Source organism: Streptomyces sp. KL116D (assembly GCF_030766975.1).
Classification (GTDB): domain Bacteria; phylum Actinomycetota; class Actinomycetes; order Streptomycetales; family Streptomycetaceae; genus Streptomyces; species Streptomyces longispororuber_A.
In genome coordinates this window covers 48181-61736 of record NZ_JASERH010000063.1, presented here as the reverse complement: position 1 = coordinate 61736, position 13556 = coordinate 48181, and the positions used below count along the sequence as shown (strand labels likewise).

Here is a 13556-nt window from a genome sequence, read left to right as displayed (position 1 = left end):
TGGCGGGACCGCGTCGGGGAAGAACGACGCCACGGCGATGAGCATCGGCAGCGCCGCGAGGAACGCCTTGCTTCCCCGGCGTCACCCACGAGCCCCCGTATCAGGCAGCCGAGGGCGCCCGCCACCGTGAACACCACCGCGTCGGCCGCGGGGTGACGACGGCGCCGGCGAGGCGGCCGTGCACGCCCGCATCGCCGCGCGGCTCGCGGCCCTGAGCGCGGACCCCGGGCAGCCGCCCCCGCCGTACGCCCGCCGCCACCTGGCCCGGCACGCCGCGCTCGGGCACGTCCTGGACGACGCGCGCGTCCCGCCGCAGGCACTCGCCTGGGACACCGGCGGCGGCATCCGCGCGCTGCTCCACCACAGCCCGGCCTGCGGCCCCCGGCACTGGCTGACGGCCTGGTCCGCCATAGAGCCCTACCTGCGCGACGCGCCGCTGCCGTCGCGCATGGCCAGCCTGCACCTGGCCCACATCGCCCTCACCTACCCCGACACCCCGCGCACCCGGATGCCGCCCGAGGCGGCGCCGCCCGCCGACAGCCCGCTGACCGCCCACTTCACCAACTGGCGGCCCGCGGCGAACATCTGGGCCACGCTGCCCGCCACGCCGACCCGGCTGCTCGCCCTCGACCACCCCCGCCACGGACCGCAGATCGCCGTCTCCACCACGACCGGCACCCTGGAGTTCCTCGACGCCGCCACCGCCCACCCCGTCGGCGCCCCGATCGCCGCGCACGCCGGCGAGATCCGCGCCCTGCACCTCAGCCCGCCGGACCCCGACGGGCGGCAGTACCTCGTCACCGCGGGCACCGACGGCACGGTGCGGCTGTGGGACGCGCACCGGCACGCCGCCCTGGGCTGCCACACCGACTCCACCTGGTTCGACGACGCCCTGTGCGGTTTCGACGACCGGGGCGACCTCACCGTGTGGGCCGTCAACGGCCGCAGCGAGACCGTCAGTTGGGCCGCGCCCGGGCTGTCCCGCACCATCGCCACCGCGCCCCCGGTGCTGCGCGGCGCGCTCACGACGGTGATCGACACGGACGGCGAGCGCGTCCTCGTGCACACCGCGCACGACCTGACCGTGCACCACCTCGACGGCACCGTCCGCGCCGTGCACCCCCTTCCCGCCCCCGCCCGCACCGTGACGGCCGGCGCCGAACCCGGACTCTTCTACGCGGGCCACGCCGACGGCAGCATCACCTCCTGGTCCACCGCCGAAGGCCGGCTGCCCGCCACCGCGCCCGGCCACGGCGAACCCGTCAAGGACCTGTGCCGGCTCGTACTGGACGACGAGACCGTCGTCCTCGCCGCCGCCCGCGGCCGCACCGTCACCCTCTGGGAACCCGCCACCGGCACCGTCGCCGAACTGCGCGGCCACACCGACACCGTCACCGCGCTCGCCGCCCTGCCCGACAGCCCGGACCGGCCCGGCGCCCTGCTGTCCGGCGCCGCCGACGCCACCCTGCGCCTGTGGACCGCGGCCGACATCGGCCGCCACCTCACCGCGGGCCCCGCCCCCGCCCCGCGCACCGCGGCCGCCACCGCGCTCTGGCACAGCGACGGCGGCCCGCTCGTCGCCACGGCCCACGACACGACGGTCCGGCTGACCGCCACCCGCACCGGCCTGGCGACCACCGCGCTCGTCGCCCCCGAGCCCGTCCTCGCCCTGACCTGGGCCCGCCGCGGCTCCCGGCACCTGCTGCTGTGGGCCGACGCCAACGGCACCGTACGGGGGTGGGACCCGGTGGCCAACGGCACACCGCCGTCGCTGCCGCCCCTGGAGTGCGGTGCGCCCACCCGCCACATCGCCGCCTGTACGAGCCCGGACGGCGCGCTGGCCCTCCTGCTGACGGCGTCCGACGACTACCGCACCCGCCTGTGGGACCTGCACACGGGCAGCCTGCTGCGGACGTGGAACGGCCACGCGATGAGCGTCAAGGCGCTGGCCGCCGCGTGCACCGACGACGGCCGGCCCTGGCTCGCCACCGCGGGCACGGAGGGCGTCGTCCGCCTGTGGGACCCCGCCGCCGACGAGGACACCGCGGCCGACCGGATCCACTGCGACCAGGGCATCATCCACGCCCTCGCCCTCAACACGGCGCCCGCGGGCGACCTTTCGCCGTTCCTGGTCACCGCGGGCGACCAGGCCGACGTCCGGCTCTGGGACCTGGCGACCAGGCGACCGCTCGGCCCGCCGCTGACCGGGCACCACGCCCCCGTGCACGCGCTGGCCACGTTCACCGCCGAACACCGCACGTACGTGGTCAGCGCCGCCCGCGACGGCATCATCCATCTGTGGGACGCGGCCACCGGCACGCAACTCCTCACGCTGGCCACGGCCACCCCACTGACCTGGCTGGACGCGACGCCCCACCCCGGCACCGCGACCGCCGACCTGGCCCTGGCCGGACACGCGGGAACGGCCCTGACCAGCCTCGACCTGGCCCACCCCGCCCTGGCCCACTGACCGCCGGCGGCCGCGCGAGCGCACCCGGTGCGCCGGTCGGGCGGCGGCGATCACACATGCTGTCGGACTATGCGCCCCCCGGAATGCATCGTGCGCCCCCGTGATGTCTCGCAAGTGACTCGCATCACGGCCGGTCGGCCACCACAATTGATCAACTGTCCTCTGTCCTGCCCCTGTTCAGGACACGCGACCCAGCGGACCACCCCAAGCCCGTCGGCCGGAGCCGGCGGGCCGCCCCGTTCAGAGGGCCTGAACGGACGACGACCGGAGCCGAACCCATGACCTCCAGCCCAGCAGCCGACGTCAGACTGGTACCCGCTCCCACCGACGGCGTCTGGCGACTGGGAAAGACCCCCGATCCGCTCAGCTACGACATCCTGGCGGCCCCGGACGAGTCCAGCACCGCGGGCAACGCCTGGAGCGCGAGCACGTACGGCACCCTCTACTGCGCCTCCCAGCAGGACGGCTGCTTCGCCGAGGCGCTGGCCCCCTTCCGCGTCCACCCGGACATGCGCGAACTCGTCGACCACGACTGGCACGAGCCGTTCTTCGTCGGCCCCGGCAAGATGGTCCGCGACTGGAGCGCCAAGCACACGCTCCTGCGATTAGAGCCCGCCAAGGACAGCCGCTTCCTGGACGTCGACGACGCCCACACCCTGAAGGCGCTCACCGTCCTCCTCGCACCGCAGCTGGCCGAACTCGGCGTCACCCAGGCCGAACTCACCCGCGACCACATCCAGGGCTTCCACCGCCGCCTCACCCGGGCCATCGCCCGCTGGGCCCACACCCAGCGCACCGCGCAGGGCACCCCGCGCATCCACGGCATCGCCTACAAGTCGCGGTTCGGCATGCGCCAGTGCTGGGCGGTCTTCGACAACACGACGGTCGACCGGCTGGAGTCGACGTACGTGTTCCCCGAGTCGGAGCCGCTGCGGACGGTGGCCCAGGAGTACGGCCTGCAGATGTTCTGACCGACCGCCTGGCCCCCTCCGCACCCCTTGCGCACCCCCTGAAAACACCGGTAACACACCGCCAACACACCAGAACCCCACCACAAAAGGGGTCCATTAGGGGGTGGGAAACGGCCAATTACCGGAACTCCCTCCGTGGCCGAAAACCTGCAGTCCGCAGTACAAACCGCAGGTGAGGCAGGGCGGAGGGGGAGATTCCAGCGCAGGGCGTGGCATATGACGCTTCTTCAAAGTCGACGTCTTCAGGTGGAGTTGACCTACCACCGTGGGTACGCTTTTGGAAACAGACTTGGAGGGAGGGCGTGATGGAACAGCCACTGCGACGATCGCAGCCATCGGCATGCGTGCCCGCGCGCCCCTCCGTCCGTGCCGCCGACAGCCATGGCGCGTCCCGCAGCTGCCGCCGAGCCTCGAAGCCCGCCGCCCGACCCGCTCTCACCCTCTGGTTCTTACGGTGAGGCCTGCCGGGTCAATGAGGGAGACCGTCATGCCTACGATCGAGACCAAGCCCCGGACCACCGCCGCCGCGACGGCGGCCCACAGTGCTGCTGTCGGTACGCCCATCGCCGACATCGCTCGATTTCTCCAGGCGAACCTCGGGCAGCGACTGACCGCGCGCATGGCGGGCATCAACGACGCCAAGCAGGTCGGCCGCTGGGCGGCCGGCACCAGTCGGCCGAGGCCGGAGGCCGAGGCTCGCCTGATCGACGCGATCCAGATCTTTCACCTGATCCAGGCCGCGGAGTCCGTGTACACGGCCCGTGCCTGGATGATCGGAATGAACCCGCAGCTGGAGGACATGGCCCCGGCCCTCTGTATCGCCGACGACCGCGCCCGCGAGGTGATGGTCGCCGCCCGGGCGTATGTCGAGGCGACGGACAGCACGCAGGTGCCGTTGTCGACCGCCGGTTCCTGACCGCACACCGCACTCCGCGCCACCTGGCACCACAGCCGTTCCCCGGCCGCCGCGCGCGACGGGGGAACGGCTTCTTTCTCTCTCCCGTCAGGTCGGCAGGCCGAGTTCGTCGAACGGGACACCGGCCGCCCACCGCCGCAGCGTCTCCCCGTCGACCAGCAGGACACCGCCCTGCCGGGAGGCCCACAGGACCTCGGCGCGGGTGAACGCCCCCGGAGAGACGACGAGCCGCAGCAGCCGCCCCTTCTCCCGCGAGGCACCCACGTCGTCGGCGGAGCGGCTCACGTTCTCCTGAGGGGGAATCTCCACGGTGTCCCGGACGGCGACGTCGAGTTCGCGCCCCGCCCGGCCACGGGCGTACAACCGCACCCGGTCCCCCTCGGTCAGATCGGTGACCTGCCAGCCGTCGCGCCGCAGCATCCGCTCGACGGCCAGGACCAGCCCACGATGACCCAGGCGCGCCAGCTCCGCCGGGGTGTACCGGCCGGCGCGGCGCCGGACGAGACGCCGTCCGCCGAACCAGCCGGCGTACCCGACCGCGACCGGCAGCAGCACGCCGAGCAACGGCCCGTGCAGGCGGTACAGCAGAGCGAGGACGAACAGCGGCCCGAGCGCCGCCAGACCCAGCATCACGAACGCGGGCAGGACGTCACGCAGTTCGGGCCCGTAGCGCCCCTGCGCCCGCAGCTCGGCGACGTCCCGCATCCGCCGCGCCCGCCGGCCGGGGGCGTCGGGGTCGTGCGGCCGCCCGGCCCACCACGGTCTTGCGGCCCGCCGCGCTCTCGCCATCTGACCGGCTCCCCCCGTCAGCTGTCCCCACGGACGTGCGGCCACCAGTCTGCCGTCGAGGCGGCCGCCGGCCCGGGGCGAATCGCGCGGTGGACGGTCTCGGCCAGGAGGTGGGCCGAAACACGACGGACCGGGCGCCCCCGCGGTCAGGGGCGCCCGGTCCTCCGTCTGCGAAAGCCGGTCGCTTCAGTCGCTACGAGTCGCTTCGGTCGCTGTGAGTCGCTCCGGCGCGGCTACGGCTACGAACGGGCGTACCGGCGGATTACGAACGGGCGTACCGGCGGATGCGGTACCGCAGACCGGTCGTCGAGGTCTGCCAGCCGTCGTCCTCGGCGGCCGTCCACGCCGCGTCCAGCTTCGGGGCGTGGGTGTCGCCGAGCACCGTCGTGTCGACCTCGGTCACCGAGAGCGTCGTCGCGTACGGCAGGGCGGCGCGGTAGATCTCGCCGCCGCCCATCACCCAGGCGGTGCCCGCCGCGAGGTCCAGGGCCTCGACGATGGACCCGGCGCGCTCCGCACCCTCGGCCGACCACTCGGGGTCGCGGGTCACCACGACGTTGCGCCGGCCGGGCAGCGGGCGGAAGCGCGGCGGGAGCGAGTCCCACGTCTTGCGGCCCATGATCACCGGGTGGCCGAGGGTGGTCGCCTTGAAGTGCGCCATGTCCTCGGGCAGCCGCCACGGGATCCCGTTGTCCGCGCCGATCACGCCGTCCAGGGTCTGCGCCCAGATGAGCCCGACGTGCCGGGTGGCCGTGCCGTCGGTCATACGGCGACCTGGCCCTTGATGGCGGGGTGGTGCTGGTAGTTCAGCACCTCCACGTCCGAGTAGGCGTAGTCGAAGAGCGAGTCGGCCTTGTGCAGCTTCAGCTCGGGGAACGCGTACGGGGCGCGGGAGAGCTGCTCCGTCACCTGCTCGACGTGGTTGTCGTAGATGTGGCAGTCGCCGCCGGTCCAGATGAAGTCGCCGGGCTCGAGACCGGTCTGCTGCGCCACCATGTGCGTGAGCAGGGCGTAGCTGGCGATGTTGAACGGGACGCCGAGGAACAGGTCCGCGCTGCGCTGGTACAGCTGGCAGGAGAGCTTGCCGTCGGCGACGTAGAACTGGAAGAACGCGTGGCAGGGGGCGAGCGCCATCCGGTCGAGCTCCGCGACGTTCCACGCGGAGACGATCATCCGGCGGGAGTCGGGGTCGCTGCGCAGCGTGTCCAGGACCTGGCTGAGCTGGTCGATGTGCCGGCCGTCGGGGGCGGGCCAGGAGCGCCATTGCACGCCGTAGACCGGGCCGAGCTCGCCGTCGGCGTCGGCCCACTCGTCCCAGATGCGGACGCCGTTCTCCTGCAGCCAGTGGACGTTCGAGTCGCCGCGCAGGAACCACAGCAGCTCGTACACGATCGACTTGAGGTGCACCCTCTTCGTGGTGACCAGCGGGAACCCCTGGGAGAGGTCGTAGCGCAGTTGGTGTCCGAAGACACTTCGGGTCCCGGTGCCCGTCCGGTCGGCCTTGGCCGTCCCTGACGTGAGCACCAGCTTCAACAGGTCTTCGTACTGGGTATCCACCACGGCGCTGAAGTTTAGCCGCAGTGGACCGCGGATCCGGACGCCGGGGGCGTGGCGGCCGGCGAAACGGCGTTGTCAGTGCCTCCCCATAGAGTGAATACATCACTCGGGGAAGCTCGGAGGGGGAGCGGAATCATGTCTGCAAGCAGGATTCAGCACAAGGTGAATCACGTCGCGCTGGTGGTGGACTGCTCGGGTTCCATGCGTCCGCACGAGAATCAGCTCATTCGCGTCGTGGACGAGTTCGTGGCGGGCCTGAAGGCGGAATCGGACAGCCTCGGTCACGAGACCCGGATCAGCCTCTATTCCTTCGACCACCGGGTGGAGAACCTGGTGTGGGACATGGACGTGAAGCACCTTCCGTCCATGCGGGGTCTGTACCGGGTGAACAATGGGGCGACGGCGCTCATCGAGGCCTCGTTGAAGTCCCTGGACGACCTCGGACACATATGGGAGGAATACGGCGAGCACAGTTTCCTCCAGATCGTGGTGACGGACGGCGAGGAGAACGCGTCGGGGGGCGACAGGCGGCACGACGGCGACATGACGATCCTCGGCCCTTGGCTGGACCGGATCACCGCGAAGATGGGCTCCATGCCAGGTCACTGGACGTCCGCGATCCTCGTGCCGAACTCGCTGGCGAAGCGGACCGCGCAGAACTACGGCTTCCCGGCGGGGAACATCGCGATCTGGGACGCGGACTCCCAGAAGGGCGTCGAGGAGGCCATCGGCACCGTGCGCGCCGCCGCCACCAGCTTCCTGCGCGGCCGGGAGCAGGGCGTGCGCGGTACGAAGAACCTGTTCGCCGTCGGGCAGGACATATCCGTCGACGAGGTGCGGGCGAATCTCGAACCGATACCGGCCGACAGGTACCGGCTCCTGAAGGTGGACAAGGAGATCGAGATCCGTCCCTTCGTGAATTCGCATCCCGGAGTGACCTATGAGCGGGGTGCGTGTTACTACCAGCTGGGCGCGCGGGCGCAGGTTCAGCTGAACAAGGAAGTCATCGTGGTCGAGAAGGACACCGACCGGGCTTATACGGGAGACGCGGCGCGCAGTCTTCTGTTCGGTACGGGAATTCAGGGGACCGTCTCCGTGAAGGCGGGAAACAATCCCAAGCTGGAGGTGTATGTGCAGAGCCGTTCGGTGAACAGGAAGCTCAAGCCGAATACGCGTCTGCTCATCATGATGTGAAGGGGCGAGGGTAAAAAGCCGAGCCGGGTTCGGTGCCCTTCGGTGCCCTTCGGTGCCCTTCGGTGCCCGGCTCAGCGGAAGGTGTCGACGTTCTCCCCGGCCCACTGGGCGAACCGGCGTGCCGGGGAGCCGGTGAGTCGCGGCACCGTGTCGCGTACGGCCAGCAGCTCGGCGTTGACGTCGCCGCCCGTGACGTCGAGGACCGCGTCCGCCGCGTCGTCGCCGAACACCGCGGCCATCCGGGCCCGGGCCTCCTGCCGGCTGATCTCGGCGAAGGGGAGCTCCCGCCCGAGCGCCGCCCCGATCGCCTCGACCTGCTGCCGGGCGGAGACCGGCTCGGGACCGGTCAGGGCGTAGGTGCGGCCCCGGTGGCCCGGTTCGGTCAGCGCGACCCGGGCCACCGCCGCGATGTCGGCGGGGTGGATCGTGGGCAGCCCGATGTCCGCGTACGGGGCGTGGACCGGCTCGCCCGCGCGGATCGGCGCCGCCCACATCATGGCGTTCGACGCGAACTGCGTGGGCCGCAGCACCGTCCAGGCCATGCCGCTGTCCTCGACCAGCCGCTCGACCGCCAGGTTCTCGGCCGCGGGCCCCAGATGCGGGTGGGTCCGCACGGTGATCGACGACACCAGCACGACGTGTTCCACGCCCGCCGCCCCGGCCGCGGCCAGGACGTCGGCGTCGGGCGCCAGCCGGGACACGAGGAACAGCGCACGGACCCCGTCCATCGCCGACTTCAGGACGCGCGGGTCCGCGAGATCGCCCTCGACGGTCTCGACACAGGAGGGGAGGGCGGCCCGCGCGGCATCACGGGTGAGCCCCCGCAGCGGGCCCGCGCCGTGCGCGTGCAGTTCTCGCAGCAGCGCACTGCCGATGTTTCCGGTGGCTCCGGTCACAAGGATCACGAGCGGGTTCTCCTGTCGTCGGCCGATCTACGGGAAGGCACGCCGGAACGCTAGGACCTCAATCGCGCTTCAGGTCAAGGCGATCGAGAACTTCAAGAAGGTCTCCGGCGGCAGGCATAGATTGCGGACCGGTCGCGCGTCCTTGGGGGCGTTAGGGAACGGGAGGGCCCATGGACCCGCAGGACACCGAGAGATTCAGGGACTTCGTCGACGTCCGGTGGAGCGCGCTGCTGCGGCTGGCGAATCTGCTCACCGGCGGCGACCGGCACGAGGCGGAGGACCTGGTGCAGATCGCGCTGATGAAGGCGCTGGGTCGCTGGCGACACATAGAGGACCCGGAAGGCTATGTGCGCAAGGTGATGTACCGGCACCAGGTCAGCCGGTGGCGGCTGCGCAGGCCGCACCGGGAGGCGACGTTCGCCGTGCCGCCGGAGAACTTCGGCGCCGCCGACGGCACGTCCGCCGCCGATCTGCGGATCACGGTGGGGCAGGCGCTGGCGCGGCTGACGCCGCGGCAGCGCACCGTACTGGTGCTGCGCTACTTCGAGGACCTGTCCGAGACGGAGGTCGCGAGCGCGCTGGGCTGCTCGGTCGGCACCGTGCGCAGCACCACCCACCGCTCGCTGGCCCGGCTGCGCCGGCTCGCCCCCGAGCTGGGACCCGCCACGCCCGTGGCGGAGGAGCCCGCCCGCACCACACCGACCGGCAAGGCCATGAAGGGAGCCCGCACATGAACACCCCGCACCGGAGCACGGACGAACTGGACCGCACGATCAGGGACGTCCTGCACCACTGGACTCCCGGCGAGGCCGGGACGCCCGCCGACATGGCCGACCGCATCGTGCGCCGTCGCCGCCGGCGCAACGTCGCACGGGTGACCGGCGCCGCCCTCGGCCTGGTCGGCATCACCCTCGGCGCCGTCCTCGTCACCGGCACCGGCGACGACACGGCGCAGCCCCCGGCGACTCGGGTGAGCAACGAGAGCAAGCTGTGGTGGCGGACGACGCTGCCCGCGAAGTCGTGGGACGCCTGCACCACCGGCGAGGCGGCCGTGTTCTGCCGGGGCATGAAGTACGACGCCGTGCGCGTGGACGCCCGTACCGGGAAGGTCGTGTGGAAGCGCGAGGTCGGGAAGGGCGACGGGAGCAGCACCCCGGCGGGCACGGTCCCCGGGGCGCGGGACGGGATGCTCTACACGTACGCCGACCACGCCCCGGGCGCGCCCCGGGCCGGCACCGACCTCGTGGCCCTCGACGCCGACGGCGATCGCGAGCTGTGGCGGCACGAGTTGGCGGACGACAGCCGCGGCCGGGTCTCGGCCGTGCTGTTCGACGGCGGGGTCCTCGCCAACACGCCTTCGTTCAAGAGCGTGGCCGCGCTGGACGGAAAGACGGGCCGGACGCTGTGGACGTACCGGTGGAAGAAGGCGGACTGCGACCGGGCCGTGATCGGTGGTGTGCCGTACCTGACGTGCTCGCCGGACAGCGAGAAGGCGCCGCAGCGGAGCACCGTCGTCCGCCTCGACCCGGCGACGGGTGAGGCGCGGACGGTCGCGACGGTCGAGGGCCCGACCGTCCTCGTCGGCACGGACGGCGACGCCGTGCTGCTGACCGCGCCCGTCGGCAAGAAGTTCTCCTCGGCCGACGGGCCCGCCACCCTGAGCCGGGTCGACACCCGCTCCGGCAAGGTGCGGCAGTACCGGGTCGACGGGCTGCCGCTGGGCGAGGTCGCGGACGGGATCGTCCTGGCGTCCGGCACCAAGGACCGGATCGTCGCGTACTCGGCCGACGACGGCAGGCGGATGTGGGTCACCGACCCGGGTCTGAAGCTGCGCAAGGACCCGCAGGAACCGAGGGTGGGGGAGCTGCGCTCGGCCGCCGCCGTCGACCTCGCCACCCGTGTCGCCTACTACCTCGACCCGACCGGGCACCTGGTGGGCCTCGACCTCGACAGCGGGGCCGTGCGCTGGCGGGGGCGGGTGGAGCTGCCGAAGCGGCCCATGGAGGCCGGGATCGCGCCCGAGCTGATGAGCTACGACCACGGGCTCGTCGGGCAGGTCGGCGGTCAACTCTTCCGGATCGAGCCGAAGTTGGGGTGAGGTCCGGATGGCGTGATGGCGTGACGGCGTGACGGGGGGCGCCGTGACGAGGGCGGGCGTGGCCGGGCGGGGTGGGTGATCGCCCGGTCCGCGTCCGCCCGTCACTTCGTCACGCCGTCACGCCGTCACGCCGGGTCCGTCACCTGGCGCCGGGTCGCGCGGACCACCAGGCCGCCGCTCACGGCGAGGGCCATCAGGACGACGGCGAAGACGGTGGCGCCGTTCGTCAGGCCGACCGCGTCGCTGAGGTAGCCGGCCGAGACGGGCAGGACGCCGGCCAGGAGGTAACCGCCCACGTTGAGCGCGGCGTTGGCCTCGGCGAGGCGCTGGGCCGGGACGCCGGAGTTGAGCAGCGACAGACCGCCGAGCTGCCCCATGCCCTGCCCTGCCCCGGCCAGCAGCGCGGCGGCGATCAGGACCGGCGCCGACGAGGTGCGCACGGCGACGATCAGCGTCACCATGCTCAGCGTGGTGGCGGCCGCGCCCGCGGTGAGCACGGTGCGCCGGCTCAGGCTCTGCACGGCGAACTGCACGCCGGTCGCGGCGAGGAACATCACGAACGCCATCGCCCCGGCGACGATCCGGCTTGTGGTGCCGAGCAGTCCGGACAGCAGCGACGGGCCGAGCGAGAGCACGAAGGACGTGGCGGTGATGCCGGGGGCGAACACGGCGATGCCGAGGGCGAGTTGGCGGCCGTTGCCGCGCGGCACGGCGGGCACCCGGATCCAGGAGCCCGCGGTCCGCGCCGCCGGGCGCCTCACCGGCATCCGTAGGACGGCGAGCACCGCGGTGGCCAGCAGCACGGCCTCGACGACGAAGACGGTGACGGTCGGCGCGGGCGCCGTCTCGGAGAGCACCCCGGCGAGCAGCGGGCCGAGTCCGGCGCCGAACACCATCGCGCAGGACGCCAGCAGCGCGGCGAGCCGCCGGCGCCCGGGCCCGGCCACGTCGGTCACCGCGGCCATCCCCGCCGACACGACGGCGCCGACCGCGACGCCGGTGAACAGCCGGGCCACGATGAGCGCGGCCACGCTCGTGGCGGTCGTGAAGACGAGGCAGGCGATCAGGGCGAGGGCCAGCGCGGGCAGCAGGACGGGCCTGCGCCCGACGCGGTCGGAGACGACGCCGGAGACGAGCAACGACCCGACGAGGCCGACGATGTAGAAGGCGAACACCACGGTCAGGGTTCCCTTCGAGAACCCGATGTCGCGCTGCCACAGCACGTACAGCGGGGTCGCCGCGTTCGAGAGCACGAAGACGGCCGTCACCGGCCAGGCGGCGAGCCACACCCACCACAGCGGGGCGTCGGGCCCGACTCCCGTCCGCGCGGCGGCAGTTCGGCGCCGCGCCCCGGCGGCTGTCGTGGCTGCGGTTCTGGTCTCGGACATGACGGATCCTCCCGATCGGGCCGACTGGCCGGCCCTCCAGCAGTACGAGTTGAGTCGAACTTAGCATGCAGTACGATTGAACTCGTACAGAGGAATTATGTGAATGCGCCACCGCGTGAATCCGTGAATGCGTGAAGAGGAGTCGCTCGTGCCGCGTGTGTCACCCGTGTCGGCGGCCGTGCCGGTCGTGCCGTCGGGGCTGCCCGACCCCCTGCCGGAGCCGGCGGTCGACGAACTGCGTCTGGAGACCGTGCTCGGTGCGCTCAGCGACCCGCTGCGGCTGACGATCGTGCGCAAACTCCTCCTGGAGTCCGAGAGCTTCGACCACACGTGCGGCTGGTTCGGTCTCGACCGGCCCAAGTCCTCGCTCACGCACCACTTCAAGGCGCTGCGCGAGGCGGGCGTCACGCGCCAGCGCCAGTACGGACTGGAGCGGCGCAGCCACGTGCGCGTCGACGATCTGAACGCCCGTTTCCCCGGACTGCTGGACCTGGTGGCGGCCTGGACGCCGCAGGACTGAGACGGGTCACGCGGCACCCCGGTCGCGGTGGGCGCCGCCACTCCCCGCCCACGTGCCCCGAACCGGCTCCCACCGCCCGTACGATGTGGGCGAACCGCCCCAGCCCGTCCACACGAAAGGCCAGCCCATGCCGGACAGGAACCTAGAGTTCGGCAAGTTCGGTGCCCAGGGAGTGAAGGGGCACGAGGCCGTCGCGGCGCAGCTCGACCGGCTCGCCGGATTCGTCGCCACACCCGTCACCGCGCACCGCGGTCTGATGGCGCGCCTGCGCTACCTCACCCGCACCGACCACGCCCGCGCCGCGGCTCGCGACGCGGGGCTGACCGTGACCGACCGGACGCTGAAGGCGTGGCTCGACGGCAAGCGGCAGCCGACCGCGCAGAACCTGGACCGGATCGAGGCGGCGTACCGCACGGTGCGCCGCGCGAACGTCGCCCGGCACCTGCTGGCCCGCCTCAACCGCCAGGGCCGCGGCACCCGCGTCGAGTTCCACCCGCTCAACCAGTCGCAGGTGCCCCGCCCGCTCCAGCGCGTCATCGACTACCGGACCATGAACGTCCGCCGCTGGGACCGCATCGTCCAGGCCTGGTCCGCGGGCGACGACGCGGCGCTCGACGACGCCTGGGTGAACGACGTCGTGGTCGACCTGGGCTCGCAGTGGGGCGAGTACGAGTACGTGACCGCGATCGGGTTCGCCGCCTGAGCGGACCAGTTGGGGCGTCTCCCGCATAGGCTCGCTTCCATGTCC

General features: G+C 72.4%; 13 protein-coding genes. 8 read left to right on the top strand and 5 right to left on the bottom strand.

Going from position 1 to position 13556, the window contains the following annotated elements; genetic code table 11:
• Positions 1–178: 178 nt before the first annotated feature.
• The 3 genes from RBJ77_RS25975 (at position 179) to RBJ77_RS25965 (ending at position 4357) form a co-directional block, all read left to right on the top strand.
• Positions 179–2470 (top strand): WD40 repeat domain-containing protein, encoded by a 2292-nt coding sequence (locus RBJ77_RS25975; protein ID WP_372347242.1) that lies wholly within the window; start codon positions 179–181, stop codon positions 2468–2470.
• Between the two features lie 278 nt (positions 2471–2748).
• On the top strand, positions 2749–3441 hold the full coding sequence (locus RBJ77_RS25970; RefSeq protein WP_372347241.1) for an RES family NAD+ phosphorylase: 693 nt from the start codon (positions 2749–2751) through the stop codon (positions 3439–3441).
• A 487-nt stretch (positions 3442–3928) separates the two neighbouring features.
• Positions 3929–4357, top strand: coding sequence for an XRE family transcriptional regulator (locus RBJ77_RS25965; protein ID WP_372347240.1), 429 nt, complete (start codon positions 3929–3931; stop codon positions 4355–4357).
• 87 nt (positions 4358–4444) lie between these two features.
• Here RBJ77_RS25965 and RBJ77_RS25960 read toward each other — a convergent pair whose 3' ends face one another.
• The 3 genes from RBJ77_RS25960 to RBJ77_RS25950 form a co-directional block, all read right to left on the bottom strand.
• Positions 4445–5146, bottom strand: a complete 702-nt coding sequence (locus tag RBJ77_RS25960) for a hypothetical protein (RefSeq protein WP_372347239.1) — start codon at positions 5144–5146, stop codon at positions 4445–4447.
• A gap of 262 nt (positions 5147–5408) precedes the next feature.
• Complete coding sequence (locus RBJ77_RS25955) at positions 5409–5912, bottom strand: dihydrofolate reductase (protein ID WP_372347238.1); 504 nt, start codon at positions 5910–5912, stop codon at positions 5409–5411.
• Entirely contained in the window at positions 5909–6706 is a 798-nt protein-coding gene (locus tag RBJ77_RS25950) for a thymidylate synthase (RefSeq protein WP_372347237.1), read from the bottom strand. Before RBJ77_RS25950 ends, RBJ77_RS25955 begins: the two co-directional genes overlap by 4 nt.
• A gap of 132 nt (positions 6707–6838) precedes the next feature.
• Between RBJ77_RS25950 and RBJ77_RS25945 the strand changes: the two genes are divergently transcribed.
• A complete protein-coding gene (locus RBJ77_RS25945; protein WP_372347236.1) occupies positions 6839–7897 on the top strand; it encodes a VWA domain-containing protein in 1059 nt (352 codons plus the stop codon).
• A gap of 71 nt (positions 7898–7968) precedes the next feature.
• On the opposite strand, the gene RBJ77_RS25940 is transcribed toward RBJ77_RS25945, so the two are convergent.
• Complete coding sequence (locus tag RBJ77_RS25940; protein ID WP_372347235.1) at positions 7969–8802, bottom strand: SDR family oxidoreductase; 834 nt, start codon at positions 8800–8802, stop codon at positions 7969–7971.
• Between the two features lie 170 nt (positions 8803–8972).
• Between RBJ77_RS25940 and RBJ77_RS25935 the strand changes: the two genes are divergently transcribed.
• Together RBJ77_RS25935 and RBJ77_RS25930 are read left to right on the top strand one after the other, a co-directional pair.
• Positions 8973–9536, top strand: coding sequence for a SigE family RNA polymerase sigma factor (locus tag RBJ77_RS25935; RefSeq protein WP_372347234.1), 564 nt, complete (start codon positions 8973–8975; stop codon positions 9534–9536).
• Entirely contained in the window at positions 9533–10900 is a 1368-nt protein-coding gene (locus RBJ77_RS25930; RefSeq protein WP_372347233.1) for a PQQ-binding-like beta-propeller repeat protein, read from the top strand. Before RBJ77_RS25935 ends, RBJ77_RS25930 begins: the two co-directional genes overlap by 4 nt.
• 125 nt (positions 10901–11025) lie before the next feature.
• On the opposite strand, the gene RBJ77_RS25925 is transcribed toward RBJ77_RS25930, so the two are convergent.
• The gene (locus RBJ77_RS25925; RefSeq protein WP_372347232.1) at positions 11026–12288 is read right to left on the bottom strand and encodes an MFS transporter; all 1263 of its coding nucleotides are present in this window, start codon (positions 12286–12288) and stop codon (positions 11026–11028) included.
• A gap of 148 nt (positions 12289–12436) precedes the next feature.
• Between RBJ77_RS25925 and RBJ77_RS25920 the strand changes: the two genes are divergently transcribed.
• Both RBJ77_RS25920 and RBJ77_RS25915 read left to right on the top strand, forming a co-directional pair.
• Positions 12437–12808, top strand: a complete 372-nt coding sequence (locus RBJ77_RS25920) for an ArsR/SmtB family transcription factor (protein WP_372347231.1) — start codon at positions 12437–12439, stop codon at positions 12806–12808.
• Between the two features lie 127 nt (positions 12809–12935).
• Complete coding sequence (locus RBJ77_RS25915) at positions 12936–13511, top strand: transcriptional regulator (protein ID WP_372347230.1); 576 nt, start codon at positions 12936–12938, stop codon at positions 13509–13511.
• Positions 13512–13556: the final 45 nt, after the last annotated feature.

Bases quoted from the DNA above. Each gene is read 5' to 3' on its own strand.
- RBJ77_RS25955 (WP_372347238.1), bottom strand. From the start codon at position 5,912: ATGACCGACGGCACGGCCACCCGGCACGTCGGGCTCATCTGGGCGCAG.
- RBJ77_RS25935 (WP_372347234.1), top strand. From the start codon at position 8,973: ATGGACCCGCAGGACACCGAGAGATTCAGGGACTTCGTCGACGTCCGG.
- RBJ77_RS25945 (WP_372347236.1), top strand. From the start codon at position 6,839: ATGTCTGCAAGCAGGATTCAGCACAAGGTGAATCACGTCGCGCTGGTG.
- RBJ77_RS25970 (WP_372347241.1), top strand. From the start codon at position 2,749: ATGACCTCCAGCCCAGCAGCCGACGTCAGACTGGTACCCGCTCCCACC.
- RBJ77_RS25930 (WP_372347233.1), top strand. From the start codon at position 9,533: ATGAACACCCCGCACCGGAGCACGGACGAACTGGACCGCACGATCAGG.
- RBJ77_RS25925 (WP_372347232.1), bottom strand. From the start codon at position 12,288: ATGTCCGAGACCAGAACCGCAGCCACGACAGCCGCCGGGGCGCGGCGC.
- RBJ77_RS25915 (WP_372347230.1), top strand. From the start codon at position 12,936: ATGCCGGACAGGAACCTAGAGTTCGGCAAGTTCGGTGCCCAGGGAGTG.
- RBJ77_RS25960 (WP_372347239.1), bottom strand. From the start codon at position 5,146: ATGGCGAGAGCGCGGCGGGCCGCAAGACCGTGGTGGGCCGGGCGGCCG.
- RBJ77_RS25965 (WP_372347240.1), top strand. From the start codon at position 3,929: ATGCCTACGATCGAGACCAAGCCCCGGACCACCGCCGCCGCGACGGCG.